General features: G+C 64.5%; 19 protein-coding genes and 2 tRNA genes. 9 read left to right on the top strand and 12 right to left on the bottom strand.

Features of this window, described 5'->3' with window-relative positions; genetic code table 11:
* Nucleotides 1–195 precede the first annotated feature (195 nt).
* A complete protein-coding gene (locus GDN70_RS15400) occupies nt 196–2,325 on the top strand; it encodes a tetratricopeptide repeat protein (RefSeq protein WP_152102737.1) in 2,130 nt (709 codons plus the stop codon).
* Nucleotides 2,326–2,526: 201 nt separating this feature from the next.
* Here the strand turns inward: GDN70_RS15400 and GDN70_RS15395 are convergent, their stop codons facing one another.
* The gene (locus tag GDN70_RS15395) at nt 2,527–2,814 is read right to left on the bottom strand and encodes an usg protein (RefSeq protein ID WP_028141201.1); all 288 of its coding nucleotides are present in this window, start codon (nt 2,812–2,814) and stop codon (nt 2,527–2,529) included.
* A gap of 377 nt (nt 2,815–3,191) precedes the next feature.
* Here GDN70_RS15395 and GDN70_RS15390 point away from each other — a divergent pair, with 377 nt between their 5' ends.
* Nucleotides 3,192–3,506 carry a co-chaperone GroES gene (locus tag GDN70_RS15390; RefSeq protein ID WP_014494241.1) on the top strand — a complete coding sequence of 105 codons (315 nt, stop codon included), beginning with the start codon at nt 3,192–3,194 and terminating at the stop codon, nt 3,504–3,506.
* A gap of 42 nt (nt 3,507–3,548) precedes the next feature.
* Complete coding sequence (gene groL / locus GDN70_RS15385; protein ID WP_095426158.1) at nt 3,549–5,189, top strand: chaperonin GroEL; 1,641 nt, start codon at nt 3,549–3,551, stop codon at nt 5,187–5,189.
* A gap of 133 nt (nt 5,190–5,322) precedes the next feature.
* Here groL and GDN70_RS15380 read toward each other — a convergent pair whose 3' ends face one another.
* The 6 genes from GDN70_RS15380 to GDN70_RS15355 all read right to left on the bottom strand — a co-directional run bounded on the left by GDN70_RS15380 (nt 5,323) and on the right by GDN70_RS15355 (nt 9,254).
* Nucleotides 5,323–5,610, bottom strand: a complete 288-nt coding sequence (locus tag GDN70_RS15380) for a GIY-YIG nuclease family protein (RefSeq protein ID WP_028142934.1) — start codon at nt 5,608–5,610, stop codon at nt 5,323–5,325.
* A 64-nt stretch (nt 5,611–5,674) separates the two neighbouring features.
* Nucleotides 5,675–6,424: a signal peptidase I gene (lepB, locus tag GDN70_RS15375; protein ID WP_028142933.1), complete on the bottom strand. Its 750-nt coding sequence runs from the start codon at nt 6,422–6,424 to the stop codon at nt 5,675–5,677.
* 161 nt (nt 6,425–6,585) lie between these two features.
* Nucleotides 6,586–7,749, bottom strand: coding sequence for a slipin family protein (locus tag GDN70_RS15370; RefSeq protein ID WP_038948003.1), 1,164 nt, complete (start codon nt 7,747–7,749; stop codon nt 6,586–6,588).
* Between the two features lie 333 nt (nt 7,750–8,082).
* A tRNA-Lys gene (locus GDN70_RS15365) sits at nt 8,083–8,148 on the bottom strand.
* 7 nt (nt 8,149–8,155) lie between these two features.
* Nucleotides 8,156–8,227 (bottom strand) — tRNA-Leu (locus GDN70_RS15360).
* Nucleotides 8,228–8,414: 187 nt separating this feature from the next.
* Entirely contained in the window at nt 8,415–9,254 is an 840-nt protein-coding gene (locus tag GDN70_RS15355) for a LysR family transcriptional regulator (RefSeq protein ID WP_152103702.1), read from the bottom strand.
* A gap of 130 nt (nt 9,255–9,384) precedes the next feature.
* Between GDN70_RS15355 and GDN70_RS15350 the strand changes: the two genes are divergently transcribed.
* From GDN70_RS15350 to GDN70_RS15340, 3 genes are all read left to right on the top strand, one after another.
* Entirely contained in the window at nt 9,385–9,978 is a 594-nt protein-coding gene (locus GDN70_RS15350; protein ID WP_038948004.1) for a cysteine hydrolase family protein, read from the top strand.
* A gap of 11 nt (nt 9,979–9,989) precedes the next feature.
* Entirely contained in the window at nt 9,990–10,619 is a 630-nt protein-coding gene (locus GDN70_RS15345; protein ID WP_038948005.1) for a glutathione binding-like protein, read from the top strand.
* A gap of 111 nt (nt 10,620–10,730) precedes the next feature.
* Entirely contained in the window at nt 10,731–12,080 is a 1,350-nt protein-coding gene (locus tag GDN70_RS15340) for a caspase family protein (protein ID WP_038971687.1), read from the top strand.
* Nucleotides 12,081–12,110: 30 nt separating this feature from the next.
* On the opposite strand, the gene GDN70_RS15335 is transcribed toward GDN70_RS15340, so the two are convergent.
* Nucleotides 12,111–13,202, bottom strand: coding sequence for a DUF2778 domain-containing protein (locus GDN70_RS15335; protein WP_028142927.1), 1,092 nt, complete (start codon nt 13,200–13,202; stop codon nt 12,111–12,113).
* Between the two features lie 660 nt (nt 13,203–13,862).
* Between GDN70_RS15335 and GDN70_RS15330 the strand changes: the two genes are divergently transcribed.
* Both GDN70_RS15330 and GDN70_RS15325 read left to right on the top strand, forming a co-directional pair.
* The gene (locus GDN70_RS15330) at nt 13,863–14,381 is read left to right on the top strand and encodes a FecR domain-containing protein (RefSeq protein WP_028142926.1); all 519 of its coding nucleotides are present in this window, start codon (nt 13,863–13,865) and stop codon (nt 14,379–14,381) included.
* 61 nt (nt 14,382–14,442) lie between these two features.
* Entirely contained in the window at nt 14,443–16,329 is a 1,887-nt protein-coding gene (locus GDN70_RS15325) for a CHASE2 domain-containing protein (protein ID WP_095426156.1), read from the top strand.
* 193 nt (nt 16,330–16,522) lie between these two features.
* Here the strand turns inward: GDN70_RS15325 and GDN70_RS15320 are convergent, their stop codons facing one another.
* The 4 genes from GDN70_RS15320 to GDN70_RS15305 all read right to left on the bottom strand — a co-directional run bounded on the left by GDN70_RS15320 (nt 16,523) and on the right by GDN70_RS15305 (nt 20,119).
* Nucleotides 16,523–18,025, bottom strand: a complete 1,503-nt coding sequence (locus tag GDN70_RS15320; protein ID WP_152102736.1) for a glycosyltransferase family 39 protein — start codon at nt 18,023–18,025, stop codon at nt 16,523–16,525.
* 6 nt (nt 18,026–18,031) lie between these two features.
* The gene (locus GDN70_RS15315; RefSeq protein WP_028142923.1) at nt 18,032–19,165 is read right to left on the bottom strand and encodes a glycosyltransferase family 2 protein; all 1,134 of its coding nucleotides are present in this window, start codon (nt 19,163–19,165) and stop codon (nt 18,032–18,034) included.
* A gap of 241 nt (nt 19,166–19,406) precedes the next feature.
* Nucleotides 19,407–19,610 carry a hypothetical protein gene (locus GDN70_RS15310; RefSeq protein ID WP_028142922.1) on the bottom strand — a complete coding sequence of 68 codons (204 nt, stop codon included), beginning with the start codon at nt 19,608–19,610 and terminating at the stop codon, nt 19,407–19,409.
* A gap of 128 nt (nt 19,611–19,738) precedes the next feature.
* Nucleotides 19,739–20,119, bottom strand: coding sequence for a hypothetical protein (locus GDN70_RS15305; protein ID WP_028142921.1), 381 nt, complete (start codon nt 20,117–20,119; stop codon nt 19,739–19,741).
* Between the two features lie 102 nt (nt 20,120–20,221).
* Between GDN70_RS15305 and GDN70_RS15300 the strand changes: the two genes are divergently transcribed.
* Nucleotides 20,222–21,058 (top strand): DUF72 domain-containing protein, encoded by an 837-nt coding sequence (locus GDN70_RS15300; RefSeq protein WP_085967720.1) that lies wholly within the window; start codon nt 20,222–20,224, stop codon nt 21,056–21,058.
* Nucleotides 21,059–21,061 lie beyond the last annotated feature (3 nt).

Genomic DNA, 21,061 nt, shown 5'->3' with positions numbered 1-21,061 from the left:
CGCCCGCCGGACGGGTACAACCCGAGCACAGATTATCCAGTCTTGGATGAGGCGGCAATTGCCGGGCGCAAGGCTAGCGGCTCGATGACCCGATCGGTCGTAGCTTGTCCCAAGCTGTCGTGGCGAACGGCCGTCGTCTCGTATTCGTCCTCCCGCTGAATTAATCTCGAAGAGAGATTCTGGGGGATTGAAGCCATGGGCAACAGCGTAGGTCAGCGTGCATTTCAAAATGCCCGGCTTCAGAAACGGCAAAAGGCCGAAGTGCTGCCGTTGCTCGGGCATGCGCTCCAGCTACACAAGATCGGGCTTCTCGCCGAGGCCCAGGCTGCCTATCGGCAACTCCTGCAGCTCGCGCCCAACCAATTCATGGCGCTGCACATGCTCGGTGCTTTGGAGTCCGACGCCAAGAATTTTCAGCAAGCCGAAATCCTGCTGAGCCGGGCGGTCGCCGTGGATCCGCAATCTGCCGATGCTCATATGAGGCTGGGCGTCGCGCTCAACGGGCTGCGGCGTCACGACGAGGCCTGCGCGAGCTATCGAAAGGCCCTCGCCTTGCGGCCCAACCACGCCGCAACCCTCTCCAATCTCGGTAACGCGAGCGTGGCCCTCGATCTTCACGAGGAGGCGCTTCACAGCTACGACAAGGCGATCGCACTCGACGCAAGCCTTGCCGAAGCCCACAACGGCCGGGGTTGGGCGCTGTGCCGTCAACGCAATTATGACGAGGCCGTCGCAAGCTTGAACCGCGCGCTGTCGATCAAGCCCGACTATGCCGCGGCGCTGGCGAACCGTGCCACGGCTTTACGGGAACTTCAGCGATTTGACGAAGCGCTGGCAGACGGCAATCAGGCAATTGCGCTGGCACCCGACGACGCGAATGGGTGGCTCGCGCGGGCCAGTGTCCTGCTCCAGATCCAGCAAATTGCCCACGCATCCCACGACTGCCAGCAGGCGCTGGCGATCGATCCCGATTCCATTCAAGCTCACCTGGTGCTGGGTCTTTGCCTCGCCGGACTTGGCCGGGTCGACGAAGCCCTCGCCAGTTTCGACAGAGCCCTCGACATCCAGCCTGACCTGCAGAGCGCGATCTCCAACAAGATATTCACGCTCGATTTTGCGGGGGACGCCACCGTTGAACGGCATCAGCAGGCGCGTCAGGTGTGGTGGGAGCGTGTCGGCGCGAAAATCGCTTCAGGCGCGGCGGGCCCGCATGACAACAACCGCGATCCGGACCGCCGTCTGGTGCTCGGCTATGTCTCGTCGGATTTCAACGCGCATTCGGCTGCGTTGATTTTCAAGCCGGTGCTCCAACACCATGACCGGGCACAGTTCGAGGTCGTGTGCTACGCTTGTTCGTCGAAAGTGGATGCGACGACCGGTGAATTTCAGGGGATCGCCGATCGCTGGCGCGACGCCTCGCAATGGACCGAAGATCGCCTCACCGCCGAGATCCGCGCCGACGGCATCGACATCCTGATCGATCTGTCCGGCCATACCAGAGGCAACCGCCTCGGCGTGTTTGCGCGCAAGCCTGCACCGATCCAGGTGCACGGCTGGGGTCACGGCACTGGCACCGGGCTGCCGACGATCGATTATCTGTTCTCGGACCCGGTCGCGATTCCCTTCGAGGTTCGGCATCTGTTTGCGGAGACCGTTGTCGACCTGCCGTGCTTCGTGACGCTGGCCTCGCTGCCGACCGAGATTCCGCGGGCACCTACGCCGGCGATCTCGAACGGCTTCGTCACCTTCGGCGTCTTCAACCGCATCAGCAAGATTTCGGACGAGGCGGCGCAAGTCTGGTCCAGGATTCTCGAGCGGGTGCCGGGCTCGCGACTGCTGATCAAGGATGTTGCGCTGGACGACCAGCTGGTCCGCGAAAATTTGCTGGCGCGGTTCGAGGCTTGCGGATTGCCGGCCGAACGCGTCGATCTGCTCGGCGCCACCTTGCGAAGCGAACATCTGGCATCGTTCAATCGCGTCGATATCTGCCTCGACCCGTTCCCGCAGAACGGCGGCGTCAGCACGTGGGAAGCCTTGCAGATGGGCGTGCCGGTGGTGGCGAAGCTCGGCAACAGCCTGCCCAGCCGTGCTGCCGGCTCCATCCTCACCGCTCTCGGCTTGCCGGACTGGGTCACGGACAGCCATGAGGCGTATATCGAAATCGCAACGAGCCGAGGTTCTGAGATCAGCGAGCTCGACAGGTTGCGCCGCGAGCTGCCCGACAAGATCCGGGCCGCAGCCGCCAGCAACCCCGTCTCATACGGGCGAGCGGTCGACGAGGCCTATCGCGCGATGTGGAGACGCTATTGCAGCGAGGGCGCCTGATCGCCCCTCAGGCGATCCCGGGAATAGTGCGTTCGTCCGACGAGCTGCAAGGGAGATATCGGTAGGGTTGGCAAAACGACTGGTCCGCCATAGCTCGAAGAGCGACGGCGGAAGCGTGCCTACCTTCCGCGCGCGATCATGGAGAGATGGTGGGCACGGCGCTTAAGCGCCTTGGCCCACCCTACGAGACCGATATTCGTCTCAATGCAGCCGGAACACGCCATCCACGGCGCGCAGCTCGGCCGGCTTGATCAGCTTGGAGTGCGCGACGGTGACCGAATGGAGGGGACCGTCCAGCTTTTCCTGCCAGAAGGCCAGGAAATCCTTCAGCGCCGGGAATTTCGGAAACATGTCGTAGTTCTGCCAGACGTAGGTCTGGAGCAGCGAGGGATGATCCGGCATCCGGTAGAGGATTTGTGCCGTCGTCAGCCCGTAACCTAAAAGCTGTTTCCGAAAGTCCTCGGAAACGCCCCCACTCCGCACGCCCATGCCAACCTCCTTTGCAGGAGCGCATTCAAGGGGCGGCCTGGTCGGTGTGCGCCTTACGAGCCACCCGGTACTGATGCGCTCACATGAGAGAAATGTGACGCAAACTGACAACCCATCTCAAGCCCAAAAGTTTAACAAGCTGTTGAAATTCAATGCGTTAGCAGCAGATGGATCACCGTGCTAATACGGCTCGGCCTCGGTTAACGATGGAAAAGAGATTCTGGCAGTCCGCGCTTCCGGGTGCTGATTTTTCTGCTAGAAGCCCTTGCTCCCGCAAAATTCCTGTCCTATTTCAGCCTCGCCTGTGCTAGCACTCGCGGGCACAGATTGCTAACAGACGAAAATCATCAACTCGTGCAAATGCTTAGGAGAGCTGCATGAAATTCCGTCCGCTTCACGACCGCGTCGTGGTCAAGCGCATCGACGCAGAAGAGAAGACCGCCGGCGGCATCATCATCCCCGACACTGCCAAGGAAAAGCCCTCCCAGGGCGAAGTCGTCGCCGTCGGCCCCGGTGGCCGCGACGAAGCCGGCAAGCTGATCCCGATCGACCTCAAGGTCGGCGACCGCGTGCTGTTCGGCAAGTGGTCCGGCACTGAAGTCAAGATCGACGGCGTCGATCTCTTGATCATGAAGGAAAGCGACATCATGGGCGTCCTCGACGTCCCCGCTTCCAAGAAGAAGGCGGCCTAAGAGCCCCTCTCTCCCTCCAGTCAACCTCAAGGAAAATTCCAGATGGCAGCCAAAGAAGTCAAATTCTCGGTTGAAGCGCGCGACAAGATGCTGCGCGGCGTCGACATCCTCGCCAACGCGGTGAAGGTCACGCTAGGTCCGAAGGGCCGCAACGTCGTGCTCGACAAGTCGTTCGGCGCTCCCCGCATCACCAAGGACGGCGTCACCGTCGCCAAGGAGATCGAGCTCGAGGACAAGTTCGAGAACATGGGCGCCCAGATGGTGCGCGAAGTCGCCTCCAAGTCCGCTGACGCGGCCGGCGACGGCACCACCACCGCCACCGTGCTGGCCCAGGCGATCGTGCGCGAAGGCGCCAAGTCGGTTGCCGCCGGCATGAACCCGATGGACCTCAAGCGCGGTATCGACCTCGCGGTCGAGGCCGTCGTTGCAGACCTCCAGAAGAACTCCAAGAAGGTCACCTCGAACGACGAGATCGCCCAGGTCGGCACCATCTCGGCCAACGGCGACCAGGAGATCGGCAAGTTCCTCTCCGACGCCATGAAGAAGGTCGGCAACGAGGGTGTCATCACCGTCGAAGAAGCCAAGTCGCTCGAGACCGAGCTCGACGTCGTCGAGGGCATGCAGTTCGACCGCGGCTACATCTCGCCCTACTTCGTCACCAACGCCGACAAGATGCGCGTTGAGATGGACGACGCCTACATCCTCATCAACGAGAAGAAGCTCTCCTCGCTGAACGAGCTGCTGCCGCTGCTCGAGGCCGTGGTGCAGACCGGCAAGCCGCTGGTCATCGTCGCCGAGGACGTCGAAGGCGAAGCCCTCGCGACCCTGGTCGTGAACCGCCTGCGCGGCGGCCTGAAGGTCGCGGCCGTCAAGGCTCCGGGCTTCGGCGATCGCCGCAAGGCCATGCTGCAGGACATCGCGATCCTGACCGGCGGCCAGGCGATCTCGGAAGATCTCGGCATCAAGCTCGAGAACGTCACGCTCAACATGCTCGGTCGCGCCAAGAAGGTGATGATCGACAAGGAGAACACCACGATCGTCAACGGCGCCGGCAAGAAGGCCGACATCGAGGCGCGCGTGGCCCAGATCAAGGCGCAGATCGAGGAGACCACCTCGGATTACGACCGTGAGAAGCTCCAGGAGCGTCTTGCCAAGCTCGCTGGCGGCGTCGCGGTGATCCGCGTCGGCGGCGCGACCGAGGTCGAGGTGAAGGAGCGCAAGGATCGCGTTGATGACGCGATGCATGCGACCCGGGCTGCGGTCGAGGAAGGCATCGTTCCGGGCGGCGGCGTCGCCCTGCTCCGTGCCTCCGAGCAGCTCAAGGGCCTGCGCACCAAGAACGACGACCAGAAGACCGGCGTCGAGATCGTGCGCAAGGCGCTGTCGGCTCCGGCTCGCCAGATCGCGATCAACGCCGGTGAAGACGGCTCGGTGATCGTCGGCAAGATCCTGGAGAGCAAGACCTACGCTTACGGCTTCGACTCCCAGACCGGCGAATATGCCGACCTCGTCAAGAAGGGCATCATCGACCCGACCAAGGTGGTCCGTACCGCGATCCAGAACGCTGCCTCGGTGGCCGCGCTCCTGATCACCACGGAAGCCATGGTCGCCGAGCTGCCCAAGAAGGGCGGCGCCGGTCCGGCGATGCCCCCGGGCGGCGGCATGGGCGGCATGGACTTCTAAGGTCCAACGACCTCAAGAACTACGAAACCCCGGCAGCGATGCCGGGGTTTTTGTTTGGGGGGCAAACACTCTCCGCTCGTCATTCCGGGGCGCGCCCGCTTGGGCGCGAGCCCGGAATCCATAACCACTAAACTCAGTTGGCTATCCCCGGATAGAGATCATCCCAATTCGGGTTTTGCTCTTCGATCAGGCGCGTCTTCCAATCCCGCCGCCACTTCTTGAGTTCTTTCTCGCGGGCGATCGCCGTCGTAGGATCGTCGTAGATTTCGAACAAGACGAGCTTGTCGACGCCGTACTTCGTCGTGAAGCCGGGGACGGCTTTCGTCTTGTGCTCGTATACACGGCGCACGAGGTCGTTGGTCACGCCGATGTAGAGCGTGCCATGCTTCTTACTCGCGAGGATGTAGACGTAATAGGCCATTCCATCCGCCTGTGGTTATGGATTCCGGGCTCGCGCTTCGCGCGCCCCGGAATGACGACGGCCCTCACTCTACCTTGCCCAGCCGCTCCATGTGCGGCTCGCCGTCTTCGTCGAGCGACCAGAAGATGCGCGTCACCTTGCCGACGAGATTGTCCATCGGCACGAAACCGAACGTCGACATCATGCGGCTGTCGGTGGAATTGTCGCGGTTGTCGCCGAGCACGAAGAAATGGCCCGGCGGCACCGTGAAGACGTTGGTGTTGTCCAGGAAACCGTTGTCGAGGCAGTCGTTGGTGACATAGGACGCGCCGCTCGGCAGCGTCTCGCGCCAACGCTTGACCCTGACGCCGCCATCCCCACCGCAGGCGTTGTCGGCGAGCCCGTCCTCGAGCGCGACGCGCGTCACCGGCCGGTCGTTGAGGATGAGCTGGCCCTGCCGCATCTGGATGCGGTCGCCGGGCAGCCCGACCACGCGTTTGACGTAGTCGACCGAGCTGTCCTTTGCCGTCCGGAACACGACGATGTCGCCGTATTCCGGGTCGGCAGCAAAGACGCGGCCCGAGATCCAGGACGACGCGAACGGCAATGAATACCGGCCGTAGCCATAGGCATATTTGGCGGCGAAGACGTAGTCACCGACCATCAGCGTCGGCGCCATCGAATTGGAGGGGATGCTGAACGGCTGATAGAGGACGAAGCGAAACAGGATCAGCGGGGACCACAGCACCGGGACCAACAGGATCAGGATGACGATCACCTTCCATTCCCGCGATTGCGCTCGCGACGGCCGGATGGAGTCCTGAAGAATCGTCATGCGCCTGCCCTGATCAAACCCGTGGTCATCGCGAGATTACGCAACCTTCGCGCGCGCGCAATCCCGGCTCCGTGATTTTGGTCGCACAGGCGCGGTTCCGCGTTCATTGCAAGCGACGACGACAGATATGTGAAGGGCCGCCCGTGGGCGGCCCTTCGGTTTTACGCACTCTCGGGGGCCTTCAGGCGCACGAGCCGGGTCAGAAGGGCATCGAGGCCCTCGCCGTTGCCGGCGTGGAGGTCGATGCGGCCGACCTTCTCGACCAGCCGCTCCAGCGACTCCAGCTCCTTGAGCCGCAGCAGCAGGGGGTTCTCCTCCATCAGGCGGGCGGTGTTCAGGAGCGAACGCGTCGCCGCGGTCTCCTCCTGCCGGCGGATCAGGTTCGCCTTGGCGACCCGCTCCGCCTCCACCACCTTGTTCACCAACTCCCGGATCTCGCCGGGCAGGATCACGTCCTTGACGCCGAGCTCGGTGACCTCGACACCGGACTCCGCGACGCGTGCCCGCACATAGTCGCGCAGCTCCGCATCCAGCGCCGCCTTCGCAGACAGCACCTCGTCCAGCGTCCGGCCCGCAACCGCCTCGCGGATCGCGAACTGCACCAAACGGTACAGCCACGCATCCACGTCGGGCACGGTCGCAACCGTCCGCTCGGGATCGACCACCTTACGGAACGCCGTCAGCGTCACCCGCAGCGCGATGCGATCCTTGGTCAGCATCTCCTGCGCGGTGATCTCGACCGCCTGGGGCCGCAGGTCGAGGCGCTTCACCTCGATCTTGCGGCCGACGGTCCAGAAGGCGTGCCGACCGGGCACGAGCCGCTCGACGAGCCGGCCCTCGACATAGAGCAGGCCCGCCTCGTGGTTCTCGACCACCGTCTCCGACGTCACGGCCGAGCGGTTACGCTCGATCATGGCCAGATGCCGCGCGCCGACCCTGACATCGCTGGACACGTCGATGCGCTCGACATCGACGCTCGTTGCGACCTTCCAGTAGACGCGCACCTGCCAGGGCGTCATCAGATGCACGGGCCGGCCGTCGAGGCTGACGATGGCGATCTCGTCCGCCTTGGTCTCGACCGCCTCGAACAGTTCGGCGGCGAGATCAGGCCGTGCGGCCTTCAGCACCGCGTAGCGATCCGCAGAGAATTCGCTGCGGACCACATCGAGCACCTCGGCCTTGAGCTCGTGCAGGGGATCGAACAGACGATGCCTGCCGGGCGCGAGCACGCGCACGAGCTGCCCGTTGCGCGTGAGCAGCGCACGCTCGCCATCCTTGACCGTCACGTTCAGCATCAGCAAATGCCAGCCCTTGTTCGAAGTCATGGCACGCCTCCATCGTTTTGCGTCCGGCCGGATGCCGGACAACAGGTTTCGTTTGCAAAGGATTTGAGGACGCGGACGACGCTTCCTGAGAGATCGACGGACCGAGGCTTGAGCTCGCATGACGACGGGCGCACGCGCGCGATCGCGCGACGGATGTCGCGCGGCCGAGCGGAGCCACCCGGCATCAACGCAAGCGGTATCTACCCGCGGCGCAAAGCCGGTCTCACAGTGTCTAGGTTCGGACGGAAAGCCTTGCGGCAAAACGGCCGGACTGCGACTGAAGCGCGCGTCCGGTCCTCGTCAGAGGTGTCAGTTTTTCAGGCTGACCCGTAGCGCTGGAGCGGGATTCGAACCCGCGTCACGATGATTAAACGTCATCTGCTCTACCACTGAGCTATCCTTTGGTTGGTACAAGAAATCGGAATCGAACCGATGCCTCCGGATTTTACTCCGGCGCTCTCCATGAGCTACATCCTGCGTCTTCATTCGGCGGAACACGAAACCGGAGACCGGCTCGCGCCAGCCGGGATCTCAGAGAGCCCGGACACATGGCCTAGCGAAGGAGCGGGCTAATAGACCAGGCACGTTCGGGTTGCAAGGGGGAGCTCGAGGATTTTTCGACACAGCTTGCGCAGTGTGACGCGAGGATCACAGCGCCATGTGCGTCAAGGGCGCGAAGTTTCCTGGAAACACGCCCTCACCCAGTCGATCGTCACGCGCGTCGCGGGATCGCGCTTGAGATGGTTCTGCACCAAGAGCCAGACGTCGCGCCGCCTCGGCAGAAGCGTCGCGCGCAGGCTGCGGTCGGCGAGCAGGCCTTCGCAGCTGTGCTCGGGCAGCACCCCGACGGCCTGATGCGACTGGATCATGGTCCTGATGATGCGGACATTGTCGGTGATGCAGCGAACGTTCGTCAGCCGCTTCGCGCGCAAGAACTGCTGTTCGGGAATGGTGTCGAGCTCATCGGGATAGATGCAGGCGACCGGCTCGCCGCCGGCGCGGTCGGCGGGCTCGAAGAAATACAGCCTGACATCGCCGAGCTTGGAGATGGTGAAGTCGCCCTTCTCCGGCTTACGCAGGCGAATGGCGAGGTCGGCTTGCCAGCGCGAGAATTTGACGTTGCCGCTGGACGTCAGGAATTGCAGGGTCAGGCCGGGATGATCGCGCAGGAAGCTGCTCGCGCGCGGCGCCAACAACTCTTCGGCGACCGCGTTGGTCGAGGCGATGCGCAGGCGGCCGACCGGGCCGGGCTGGCTCTCCTTGATGCGGTCGATCGCCGCGACATGGGCGGCCATCGCGCCGACATGCTCGAGCACCGCCTCGCAATGGCGCGTCGGACGGCGCTGGCCGTCCACGGCATCGAACAGCAGCACGCCGAGATCGCGCTGAATGCGTGCGAGCCGGCGGCCGACGGTGGTCTCGTCGATGCGGAGCCGCGCGCTGGCGCCGGCATAGGTGCCCTCGTCCCTCACCGCGGCAATGATGCGCAGATCGTCCCAGTTCATCCGGGCGAGCCTAGCAGGCGATGCCGCGTCCTGCAAATCTGCAGCCATTAGCTGCAATAGTCCTGCACAATGGCAGGCCCATGCTGCGCTAATGTGACGCCATCCGATCTCCCTGGAAGGCCTGACCAGCATGACCGCTCCCAAGACCCTGCTCGAACTCGCCGGCGCCGATCTCAATCCCCCGAAGCTCAACGAGGCCTGCCTCGTGCTGATCGACATCCAGAACGAATATTGCGCAGGCCCGTTGGCCCTTCCCGATGCACAGCCGGCGATCGCCGCGGCGGCGCGCCTGCTGGCGCGGGCACGGGAGAGCGGCGCTGCGATCATCCATGTCGCGCACAAGGGCCGCGCCGGCAGCCTGTTCGATCGCGAGGCGGCGCGCGGCGCGATCGTCGATCGCCTGACGCCGCAAGCAGGCGAGCCCGTGATCGAGAAAGCGCTGCCGAACTCATTCGCCGGCACCGATCTGCAAGCCCGGCTTGCCGCGACCGGATGCAAGAACATCGTGCTGGCCGGCTTCATGACCCACATGTGCATCTCCTCGACCGCCCGCGCCGCGCTCGACCTCGGCCTGCGGACGACGATCGCGGCCGATGCCTGCGCCACCCGTGACCTGCCGGATGGCCGCGGCGGCAGACTGGACGCCCGGACGATTCACGAGGTCGCGCTGGCCGAGCTCTCGGACCGCTTCGCGATCATCGCGCGCAGCGATGCGCTGATTTGACGGAGCATCCGATGCTGCAACTCTATTTCTTTCCGATGGCCTGCTCGCTCTCGAGTCGCATCGCGCTGATGGAGGCCGGTATCGAGGCGCAGTATCACCTCGCCCATATCTGGACCAAGCAGATCGTGGACGACGGCAGCGATTTCCTCGGCGTGTCGCCGAAGGGCGCGGTGCCGGTCCTGGCGCTGGAGAACGGCGAACGGCTGACCGAGAGCGCGGCAGTGCTGCAATACATCGCAGACGTGAAGCCGACGGCGGGCCTTGCGCCGGCGTTCGGGGATCCCGATCGCTATCGCCTGCAGGAGTGGCTGAGCTTCATCGGCGCCGAGATCCACAAGGCGTTTCTGTTTCCGACCTTCTGGTACAAGGACGATGGCTCGCTCGCCAAGCCGCGCGTCAGAATCACGCAGACATTGTCGGTGCCGTCGGCGCATCTGGCGGAGCGCGAATTCCTCGTGGGTGACGGCTTCACCGTCGCGGATGCCCACCTCACCTGGGCCTTGCTGCTGCTCCGTCCCGCAGGCGTCGACATCGCGCAATGGCCGTCTCTGTCAGCCTATCTCGGGCGCATGCAGGCGCGGCCGGCCGTGCGGGAAGCGATCGCGACCGAAATGGCCCTGCGCAAGGCGATGGCAGCGTGACCCGACATCACGGTCGCGAAATCTGATCGTTTTCCCGGCGAGGGCATTGAAGTCGGCGCGGCTTACGCTAATCTGGAGGGATATTTTTCGATATTTTCTTGGAAGGCATTCATGCGTGCTCTTTCCAGATTGTCCTCATCTTTATTTTGCCTGGGCCTCCTCGCCGGCTGGCTGTCTCCCGATACTGCATCTGCGGACACGCGCGTGGCATTGGTGATCGGCAACGGCGCCTATACATCGACGGCGCAGCTGCCCAACCCGTCACACGATGCCGAGGACGTCGCAGCCTCGCTCAAGCGCAGCGGCTTCGAGGTGATCCAGGGCATCGACCTGCGCCAGGCCGACATGCAGGATCTGACCATCCGCTTCGCGCGCGCCGCGAGCAGAGCTGACGTTGCCATATTCTATTACAGCGGCCATGCGATGCAGTACAACGGCGTGAACTATTTGATGCCTGTCGACGCCACGCTCACCGATGAGGCCGACCTGAAGCGCTTCGTGCGGGTCGACGACATCGTGAACGATCTGCAGCAAGCCAAGAACCTCCGCATCCTGGTGCTCGATTCCTGCCGCGACAATCCGCTGGCGGAAACTCTCAAGCGCTCGGCGACGCGGGCCGCCTCGATCGGGCGCGGCCTGTCGAAGGTCGAAGCTCCGCGCGGCACGATCGTGTCGTTCTCGACGCAATCAGGGCAGACCGCGGCGGACGGCGTCGGCCGCAACAGCCCCTACACGGCCGCGTTCCTCAAGCACATCGAAGAGCCGCAGGAGATCGGCGATGTGTTTCGCGACATCAGCAGCGACGTCTATGATGCCAGCGGCAAGACGCAGCTCCCGGAGCTGTCGCTATCGATCATCGGCAAGTTCTACCTGAACGGACCGGTGTCGGTCACGATCGCACCCGCAGCTCCGCAGGCCGCGCCGCGGGCCGACCCGTGCGCATCCGCGGAGGCGCACTGGAAGGCTGCCGACACCATCGGCACCGTCAGCGCCTTCGAGGACCATCTGACGCGTTTTTCCAGTTGCAGCTTCGCCAGTCTCGCCAAGGCGCGGATCGAGGGCCTGAAGCAGAAGGTGGCGCTGGCGCCTGCGACCAATACTCGCGCCGGCGGCAGCAAGGACTTCGACGGCACTTGGGACGTGACGCTGAACTGCCCGGCTTCCGGCAAGGCGCAGGGCTTTACCAGGCCCTTGGCGGGCACCGTGACCAACGGCGTGTTTCACGCCGAGGCTCAGAGCAAGGACGGCGTCAACCGCCTGGAGATCGACGGCCAAATCCCGGCCGACGGCAAGACGACGTTGAGCGCGCGCGGCACAACGGGGGCAAGCGCGTACACGCTCAACAACCTTGCGCCCGGCTCGCCCTACGCCTTTACGGTCGACGCGCAGTTCGATCGCACCCGCGGCACCGGCAAGCGCAACGAGGCGCGCGCCTGCAACCTGGTCTTCGTCAAGCGCTGATCGTGCAGAAAGAGTGAGGCGCGCTGCGCCTCACTCCACCCGCGCCAGCACCGCGAGCTTGCGGATGCCCTTGTTGCGGTAGGCGTCGAGGAACGCGTAATAGTCCTTGAACGACACGCAGCCGTTGGAATCGCCGTTCGGCCCGAGCATGAAGGTGTGCGCAAGCAGGCCGTCACGGCCGTAGATCGCGCTCTCGCCGCCGATCGGGGTCAGGCGCAACGCGGGCACGCCGTGGAACAGCGCTTCGCGCGGCTTCAGCGTGTAGATGTGCGGCGGCGTCACGCCGCGCATGCGCGTGCGCTGGGAGCGCGGATCGTCGAGACTGGAGCCGAGGCCGGAATGCGCCTCGAGCTTGGTGCCGTCGGGCAGATACACCGTCTTGGCAGTGATGTCGTAGACCGCGGTGTCACGCTCATAGGGCGGCGCGCCGCCGAACATCGGGTTCTGCTCCTTCGGCGCGATCGACGCGGTCACGCTGGCATCGGCCGAGGCGTAGGCCAGCAGCCCGCCGGACGGCTCGCGCTTGCCCCAGAGTTTTTCGACCATCGACTGCCGCGGACCGGTGATCGACATCACCGCGGCCTTGGCGCGATCGGCGAACGACTTCTTCGCTTCCGGTGCCGGCACGATCTGGGCCGGATCGGCCGAGGCGAGTTGCATCTGGGCATCCGGAGCGCGCTTGGCCTTGTCCCCGGTCTTGTCAGCGGACTTCTCAGCAATTTTGGCCGGGGCCGACGGCTTCAGTGCTTCCGCGACCTTCGCGATCACGCTCTGCTTCGGCGCGTCCTTGGCCACCGCAACCTGGGTCGCTGGCGCCGCGCTGGCCGCGTTCGATGCCACGCCTTGGGTCGCAGCGGCAGCAAAGCGCTCGTTGAACATCTCACGCGAGATCGGGGCGGCGACCTGCAACCGGTCAGGCAGGAGCGCAAAAGCTTCCTTGATGGCGTCGCCGGCCTCGCGCAGCGCGACCTTGGGCGCACGCTTGATCACCGGCTCGTCGTAGCCAATGCCGCCGACGGTCGGATAGACGCTCGCGCCGAAGACGTTGCTGTAGATAGTCCAGCCGGCACCCATCACGACGCAGCCGATGGCCGCGGCGCCAAGCCAATTGGTCGTGGTCATTTTCCGGGAAGACTTCCGAAGAGAATTCTTGGACTTCCGTGCCGCGTTACTCTGCGCAGCGATACTCTTACTCATTCGCCTTGCGTCCAGGACGGTGTCACTCAGTCCCCCTTCGAAGTGCCGCTGGTCACGATCCGGGAACAGCATCTCGCAGAGGGTCGGAGCGTCATTAAGGCGACTTTTAGTTAAATGCGGATTAAGTTCGGGCAGATGTGCGGCAGTTCGTTAGCGTCGTCCCATTTCGAGAAAAAAGCCCGCAGAACTACGGACTTAGCCGCGTCTGTTAACTATAATTCTCGGCAGGAGCGGCGCATTCAGCGATCGTCTCCCGCCGCCTCTCTAGGGCCACCCAACCAAGTCGTTTTCGTGGCCTTCGATACCCGGAAGATAGCGGGGAAGCGTTGCGCGAGGCTGGTGCGCCGGCCTTCCCGCCGGCGCGTGGGTGACACGAGAACGGCGGGCAAGATCACGCACATCACACAGCGCTCGGACCGCCCACACGGCGACCGCGCCCTGACCGAAAGTTGATCGCACCGCTCTGGAAAAGGCCTCGGCAAGAAAATAGCTCGTAAAGCGGCACTTTTCAGCAGCCTCTGCGTGTGATACGGTACCGTATCAACATCGCCTTGAATTGTGCCGGGCATGCAAACGGAGGCTGGCATGAGAAGGTTCGCGCGCGCCGGATATCTTGCTCTGGCGTCGTCGTTGTTGATGGGATACGCGGCCGCGCAGCCTGCCAATGCAGCTTGCACATCGTCGGCCTCGGCCGCCGGCACGCAGACCTGGCGCTGCGACAACGGCATCACCATCGTTGCAGAAAACGGCGCCAGATTTGAACTAAAGGACGCCAACCGCGACGGACATATTGACTCCGTCGAGTTGAGCAGCAAAGCCCTGCTGGTCGAAGTGCCCAGGAAGCCGGGCGGCAATCCCTTCAAGGTGCTGACGCCGCAGGCGATTGCCGCGGTGCGCGGCACCAGATGGGCCGTCGACGTCGCTGAGGCCAAGACCTCCGTCTTCGTCGCCGACGGCCGTGTCGACGTCAGCCGCAGGGCTCGTGGGCGCGGCGTCGTGCTGGGCCCCGGCCAAGGCGTCGACGTGGAAGCGACCGGACCTTTGACAGTGAAGCAGTGGGGCCAGCCGCGCATCGACGCTCTCATGGCAAGACTTGGTCAATAAGACTTGGTCAATAGACCTCGGCCCACAGGGCCGAAGAAAAAGAAGATTGCAGTACGACGTAATGACGAGACGCGTTCAGATCCTGGTGGCACTCGCCCTCACCGCGCTGTGGGGCGCGGGCATCTTTGCCGCGCACGCAGGCGGCCATCTGCGCTTTCTCGACCGCCTCGAAGCAACGCTGACCGATTGGCGAACACAGGTCCGCGGGGTGCAGCGTCCGCCCGATCTCGTCACCATCGTCGCGATCGACGACACCGTGGTGAAGCGCGGCGGCAGCTATCCGCTGCCGCGCGCCGATCTCGCCCGCGTCGTCGACACCATCGTGCAGTTCAAGCCGAAGGTCGTCGCGATCGATCTCCTGCTCGTCGACCGCAGCGCTGCGATCGGCGACGCCACGCTCGCAAACACGCTCGCCACCGGCCCCATGGTGCTCGCCGCCGCCGCGATCTTCCCCTCCGCCAGCGAGAACGTGGCGCCCGGCAGTGCAGGTCCCCTCGCCGTGCTGCCGCAAGCCGAACGTTTCCTGCTGCCGCTGCCAGCGTTCGCCGACCACGCCGAGGTCGGCATCGTCAATGTCGCGACCGGACAATCGGGATCGCCGCTCTCGGTACCGATGCTGTTCCGGACCCGCGACAAGGTCGAGCTGTCGTTCCCGTTGCGCGTCGCGACGCGCGCGCTCGACAAGCCGCTGACGATCGCGCCGGATCACCTCATGCTCGGCGATCGCGCGGTGCCGACCGACACCGATTTCGCGCTGCCGATCACCTATTACGGTCCCCGCCGCACCATCCGCACCGTGAGCGCGCAGAGCATTTTCGACGGCACGCTCAATCGCGCCGCGATCGAGAACCGGATCGTCGTGATCGGCGCCTCGGTCGCCGGCGGCGGCGACTTCTACCCGACACCGTTCGATTCCCTGATGCCCGGCGTCGAGGTGGTCTCGACCGCGATCACCCACCTCGTTTCCGGCGACGGCATCGTGCGCGACCATAGGGTCCATATCGCCGACGCGCTCGCTGCGATCCTGCTGCCGATGCTGCTGGTCGGCTTGCTGGCCTGGCGGCGTAGCGCGCTCGGCATCATGGCGGCGGCCGCGGTGATGATCGCCTGGGCCGGCCTCAATGCCTTCGCGTTCACGCATGGCGTCTGGCTGAATGCGGCAACCACGCTCGCCGCCGCGGTGCCGCCGGTTGCGATCTTTGCCGGTGTGCAGCTGTGGGCCGGAGGCCGCCGCACGCAATATCTCGCCGCCAAGAGCAGGTCTCTCGCACAATTCCAGGCACCGGCCGTGCAGGAATGGCTGGCGCGCGATCCGAATTTCCTGTCCAAACCGGTCCGGCAAGACGCCGCGATCGTCTTCATCGATCTCTCCGGCTTCACTTCCTTGAGCGAACGGATCGATCCGGACGCGCTTCAGGAGATCCTGCAGGCGTTTCACGCGCGGATCGACAAGGCCGCGGTCGATTGCGGCGGCATGATCACCGGCTTTCTCGGCGACGGCGCCATGATCCTGTTCGGTCTGCCGGCCGCGATGCCCGATGACGCCGCGCGCGCGCTCAAATGCGCGATCGACCTGCATCGCGGTGTCGAACACTGGATCGCCTCGCTGCCGTCAGCGATCGGCGGTCAGCTCGGCTTCAAGATCGGCGCGCATTTCGGCGAGATCGTCGCCTCCCGCCTCGGCGAAAGTCACCAGCACATCACGGCGACAGGCGACACGGTCAACGTCGCGAGCCGGCTGATGGAAGTCGCCGTCCAGAACGATGCACGACTCGCCCTGAGCAATACGCTGCTGGATACGGCCGACTTCCACGGGGCTCCCGACGGCGTCCTGTCGGGCCCCCTGCTCGCCCAGGTCCGTGGCCGCTCCGGCGTCGTGACCGTGTGGTTCTGGCGGGATCACAGTGGGCCGGGCCAGGGTGCGACAAAGGCTGAGATGATCGACTGATAGTCGTTGCTATCGACCCAGCACTCGGCTGTCGTCCCCGCGAACGCCAGGACCCATACCGCGTGATCTGTCGATGAGCACAGCTGGCCATACCAACTGAAAGATCGCCCACGAACAGTCTTCGCCAAACTGCTCCCTGGGGGTATGGGTCCCCGCGTTCGCGGGGACGACGCTGTGGAAGCATTGCGGCCTACTACCGCGCTTCCGGCGGCGGCGAGCGGTCGAGAACGTCGCCCTTGGCGCCCTCCAGCAGATCGACGCTGTAGGTCTCGACCACGAGGGGCCCGCGCTTGCGCTGCAATTGCGCGACCTGCGTCACCTTCGCAAAGAGGTCGTTGAGGACGGGATGACCGTCCGGGCGCAGCTCGTCGACATAGAGCAGCTTGCCCGCGAGCAGCTTTGGATCGGGCTCGCCCATGTTGACCCAGCGGATGCGCTGGTTCTGCTGCACCACGCAGGTGCCGCGGGGCAAGTAAAAGGCCAGCCAGCCCGTGGTGCCGTAGTCCTGCGCGAGCACGCAGGTCGCGCCATGGCGCGCGCGCACGGCTTCGATTTCGGCAGCGAGCTCGCGCCAGCCGACACCGACGCTGCGCACGGTGGCATCGCGGCGATAACCCGAGAGCCAGCCGGTGTTGGCCTGCACGATGAGCGCTGCAAACATCACGATGCCGACAGGCGCGGCCCAGCGCAGGCAGAAATCCACCAGGCGGCGCTGGCGCGGCTTCCATTGCACGAGGTTGGCGGCAGCGGCCGCGGCGACGACGAAGGGCGGATACACCGGTGCGAACCAGTTGGCCTCGACGCGGGCATGCAGCGAATGCCAGACGAAATAGGCGACGATGGTCCAGAACATCGCCTCGATCAGCACACGCGAGGGCAGTGCGCCGGCCCGGCGCAAGGTCAGCGCGTGCAGACCCATCGCGCCGAGGATGAAGACCAGCGGGGTTGCGAACGCGACCTGGGTGGGGATCAGCTCGGCGATGAAGACGGGTCGGAAGTCCTCGATCTTCGCGCGCCCGAGCTGCTTTGCGAACGAGACCCATTGATGGTCCGCATTCCAGAGGATCACCGGCGAGAACAGCGCCAGCGCAACGAGACCGCCGAGATAGGGCCAGGGCGAGAGGAACCAGCGCCTGAGCTTCGGCACGCAAGCGAGCCAGATCAGGATCCCGGCGCCAAAGAACATCGCCGTGTATTTCGACAGCAGTGCCGCACCGACGGCCGCGCCGACCGCAAGCCACCAGACGCCGCGGCCGGTCTCCAGTACTTTTGCGAGGAAGAACAGCACGAAGCTGGATGCGACCAGGAGCGGCGCATCCGGCGTCACGATCAGCGTGCCGACGGAGGCCATCATGGTTACGTTGAGCAGGACGGCGCTGGTCGCCGCCACGCGCGCGCCGCTGAACAGGATCGCAGCGGAGCGGTAGATCGCATAGCTCATCGGCAGTGCGAGCAGGATCGAGACGAGGCGGACGCCGAGTTCGGTATCGCCGGCGATCATGGTGCCGGCGCGGATGACATAGGCGACCATCGGCGGATGGTCGTAATAGCCCCCGGCGAGGTTGTTCGACCACATCCAGTAATAGGCTTCGTCGAAGGTGATCGGCGTGAACGCGGCCGCGACGAGCCGCAGGGCCACCAGCGCCAGAATCAGCAGCACGGTATTGCGGACGATCCGCGCGTCAGCCCCGCCCATCGTGGGTTATTTCTTGCGCCAAACGAACAGGCCTGACATCGCGTAGTTCCACACCACACCCATCAGTGCACCGGCCATGCCGGCCAGCCACCAGATCGGCTCCTGGTCGTAGACCGAGAAGGCGACGCCGACATTGGCGAGCAGGCCGACGCTGCACACGATGTAAAAGGCGATCAGGCCGCGCAGCAGCGCAAAGCCCTTCAGCCGCTGGTCGCGATAGGTGAGGAAGTTGTTGAGGATGAAATTGCTGGTCATGGCGACGATGGCGCCGGCGGCCTGCGCCTCCGCGAACGGCACCTTGAACAGCTGAAGTCCGATGAACAGCGTGGTGAGATGCACCACGAGGCCGATACCGCCGACCATCGCGAACAGGATGAAGCGCAGCGAGACGATGTCGTTGCTCAGCTTGGCCAGCACGAGGCCGAGGAAATCGAGCGCGACCATGGAATCGAGCTTGCTCTCGCCGTGCTGACGGGCGCCGAAAGTGTAGGGAATCTCGACCGCCCGCAAGCCGCCGTGCGCGGTCGCGACGACGTCGAGCAGGATCTTGAAGCCGTGCACGGACAGCTTCGGCGCGAGCTGCTCGAAACGATCGCGGCGGATCATGAAGAAGCCGCTCATGGGATCGGCGATCTCGACCCGCAGCATCTTCCTGGCGAACTCGGTTGCCAGCGCGCTGGCGCCGGCGCGCTGCTTGTTGAAGCCCTCGCTCTTGTAGCCCTCGATGTAGCGGCTGCCGACCACGAGGTCGGCCTCGTCGCTTGCGAGCAGCAACAGCATCTTCGGCAGTTGCGTCTCGTCGTGCTGGAGGTCGGCGTCGATCACGGCCACAAAGGGCGCGCTGGACGCCAGGATGCCCTCGATGCAGGCGCCCGACAGGCCGCGGCGGCCGATGCGGCGGATACAGCGCACGCGGCTGTCCTGCTGCGCCAGCGCGCGCACGACGTCCCAGGTGCCATCGGGTGAATTGTCGTCGACGAACACGACTTCCCAGGCGACGTTGGCGAGCACCGCCTCCAGCCGCCGGTACAGCACCGTGACATTGTCGCGCTCATTGAAGGTCGGGACGATGACCGACAGTTCCGGCCCTGCTTGAGCCTGCAGCGGATTGTCGGAGCCCGGTCTGATCGCTTCATTCATGACGGCAGCGTATATCCGCCGCGTCCTGCGCTGCCAAGCCGGGGTTTCCAAGGGAATTTGGCCAAAAGAGGCCCTAAAATGCCAACGACCCCGGAACGGCGGGCCGCGCGTACATCCGGCGCGAGCCCAAGCTATTCCAAGGTCGTTCCAACGCCGGAGTTTTCGCTCAACGGCGCCGTTAAAAGCTAGATAGGAATGACAAGACCGCTTCGCAAGGGGCGAAAAGGACGATTTTCGTGCCTTATTGGTTGGGCACTTCCCGGATGATCGGCCCGCGCGGCGCCGGCGCGGCGGGAGCCGCGGGTGCGGCAGCCGGCGCCGGCTCGACTTTCGCCGGCTTAGGCGGCTTGCCGTACTGGCCAATCGGCCCGAACACGACGGCGACTGCAAGCACGATCGCGGCAGCGATCACGCCCAAAATGCCCCCTACCGACTCAGACGCCATGGAAACCCATCCCCGTTCCAGATACGCCCCGTGATATCACGGATGCGCGCGGAGCCGGAAGGGCTGCCGAAAGGCGAATGGCGGATGAGGCGGTCCAGGCTTCTCCCCTGCTCGCTATTGGCCATTGCCTACTTCGCCGGCGGCCTCTGCTTGACGAAGGCCGTCACGATGTCCTTCTGCGCGGCCTCCACTGCCCTGTTCGCGGTAGCGAGATGGGCGCCGGCATCGATGCTCGGGTACTGCGTGGTGAGATAGTCGAGCAGCGCCACCCGATAATATTGCCGCTCCGACGAACAGGCGCCCGCGACCGAGCGGCCAAAATCCTGTTCCGTCATTCCCCGATTGCTGTCGCGCGAATATTCCCGCGCCAGGCAATGCCAGTAATCGTCGCGGCCCTGCATGGCGAGCTTCTGCGCGCCCTTCGCATCGTCGTCATCCGCCATGACTGGAGATATCATGGCAGCAGATGTCATCATGACGAGCGCCGCTCCCACCATCAGCATCCGCATCTTTTTCTCCTTTTCGCAGATCCTGCCGCGACCTTAGACGGGACGCAGCAACTGGCCAATCACAACTGGTTTGACTAGGATGACGGCATCCCCTCCACGTCGATGCGAGATCCTTCCGTGGCCAAAGCAAAAACTGCGTCCAAAAAGTCAGGCAACATCTTCATCGGCATCGGCGGCTGGACGTTCGAGCCGTGGCGCGGCGTGTTCTATCCGGAGAAGCTGACGCAGGCGAAGGAGCTGTCCTACGCGGCCTCGAAGCTGACCTCGATCGAGATCAACGGCACCTATTACGGCTCGCAGAAGCCGGAGAGCTTTCGCAAATGGGCGAGCGAGGTGCCCGACGGCTTCGTGTTCTCGGTGAAGGGACCGCGATTCGCCACCAACCGCCGGGTGCTGGCGGAAGCCGGCGATTCCATCAAGCGGTTCTATGATTCCGGCGTGCTGGAGCTCGGCGACCGTCTCGGGCCGGTGCTGTGGCAGTTCGCGCCGACCAAGAAATTCGACGGCGCCGATTTCGGCAAGTTCCTCGAGCTATTGCCGCGCAAGCTCGAGGGACGCGCGCTGCGCCACGTCGTCGAGGTCCGCCACGACAGCTTCTGCACACCGGACTTCGTGGCGCTGATCCGCGAGTTCGAGACGCCCGTGGTGTTCGCCGAGCACGGCAAATATCCCGCCATCGCCGACGTCGCCGGTGATTTCGTCTATGCCCGGCTGCAGAAGGGGAATGACGAGATCAAGACCTGCTACCCGCCCAAGCAGCTCGATGCCTGGGCCGAGCGCCTTCAGGCCTGGGCTTCGGGCGGCGAACCGGACGACCTGCCCAAAGTTGACAAGGCCAAGCCAAAGAAGGAGCCACGCGACGTGTTCGCCTACGTCATCCACGAGGGCAAGGTGCGCGCACCGGCCGGCGCCATGGAACTGATCGCAAGGGTGAGCTGAGGT

Origin of the sequence: Bradyrhizobium sp. TM102 (assembly GCF_009176685.1) — a bacterium.
GTDB classification, from domain to species: Bacteria; Pseudomonadota; Alphaproteobacteria; order Rhizobiales; family Xanthobacteraceae; genus Bradyrhizobium; species Bradyrhizobium ottawaense.
The sequence above is the reverse complement of the archived record's forward strand: the minus strand, read 5'-3'. Positions and strand labels throughout refer to the sequence as shown.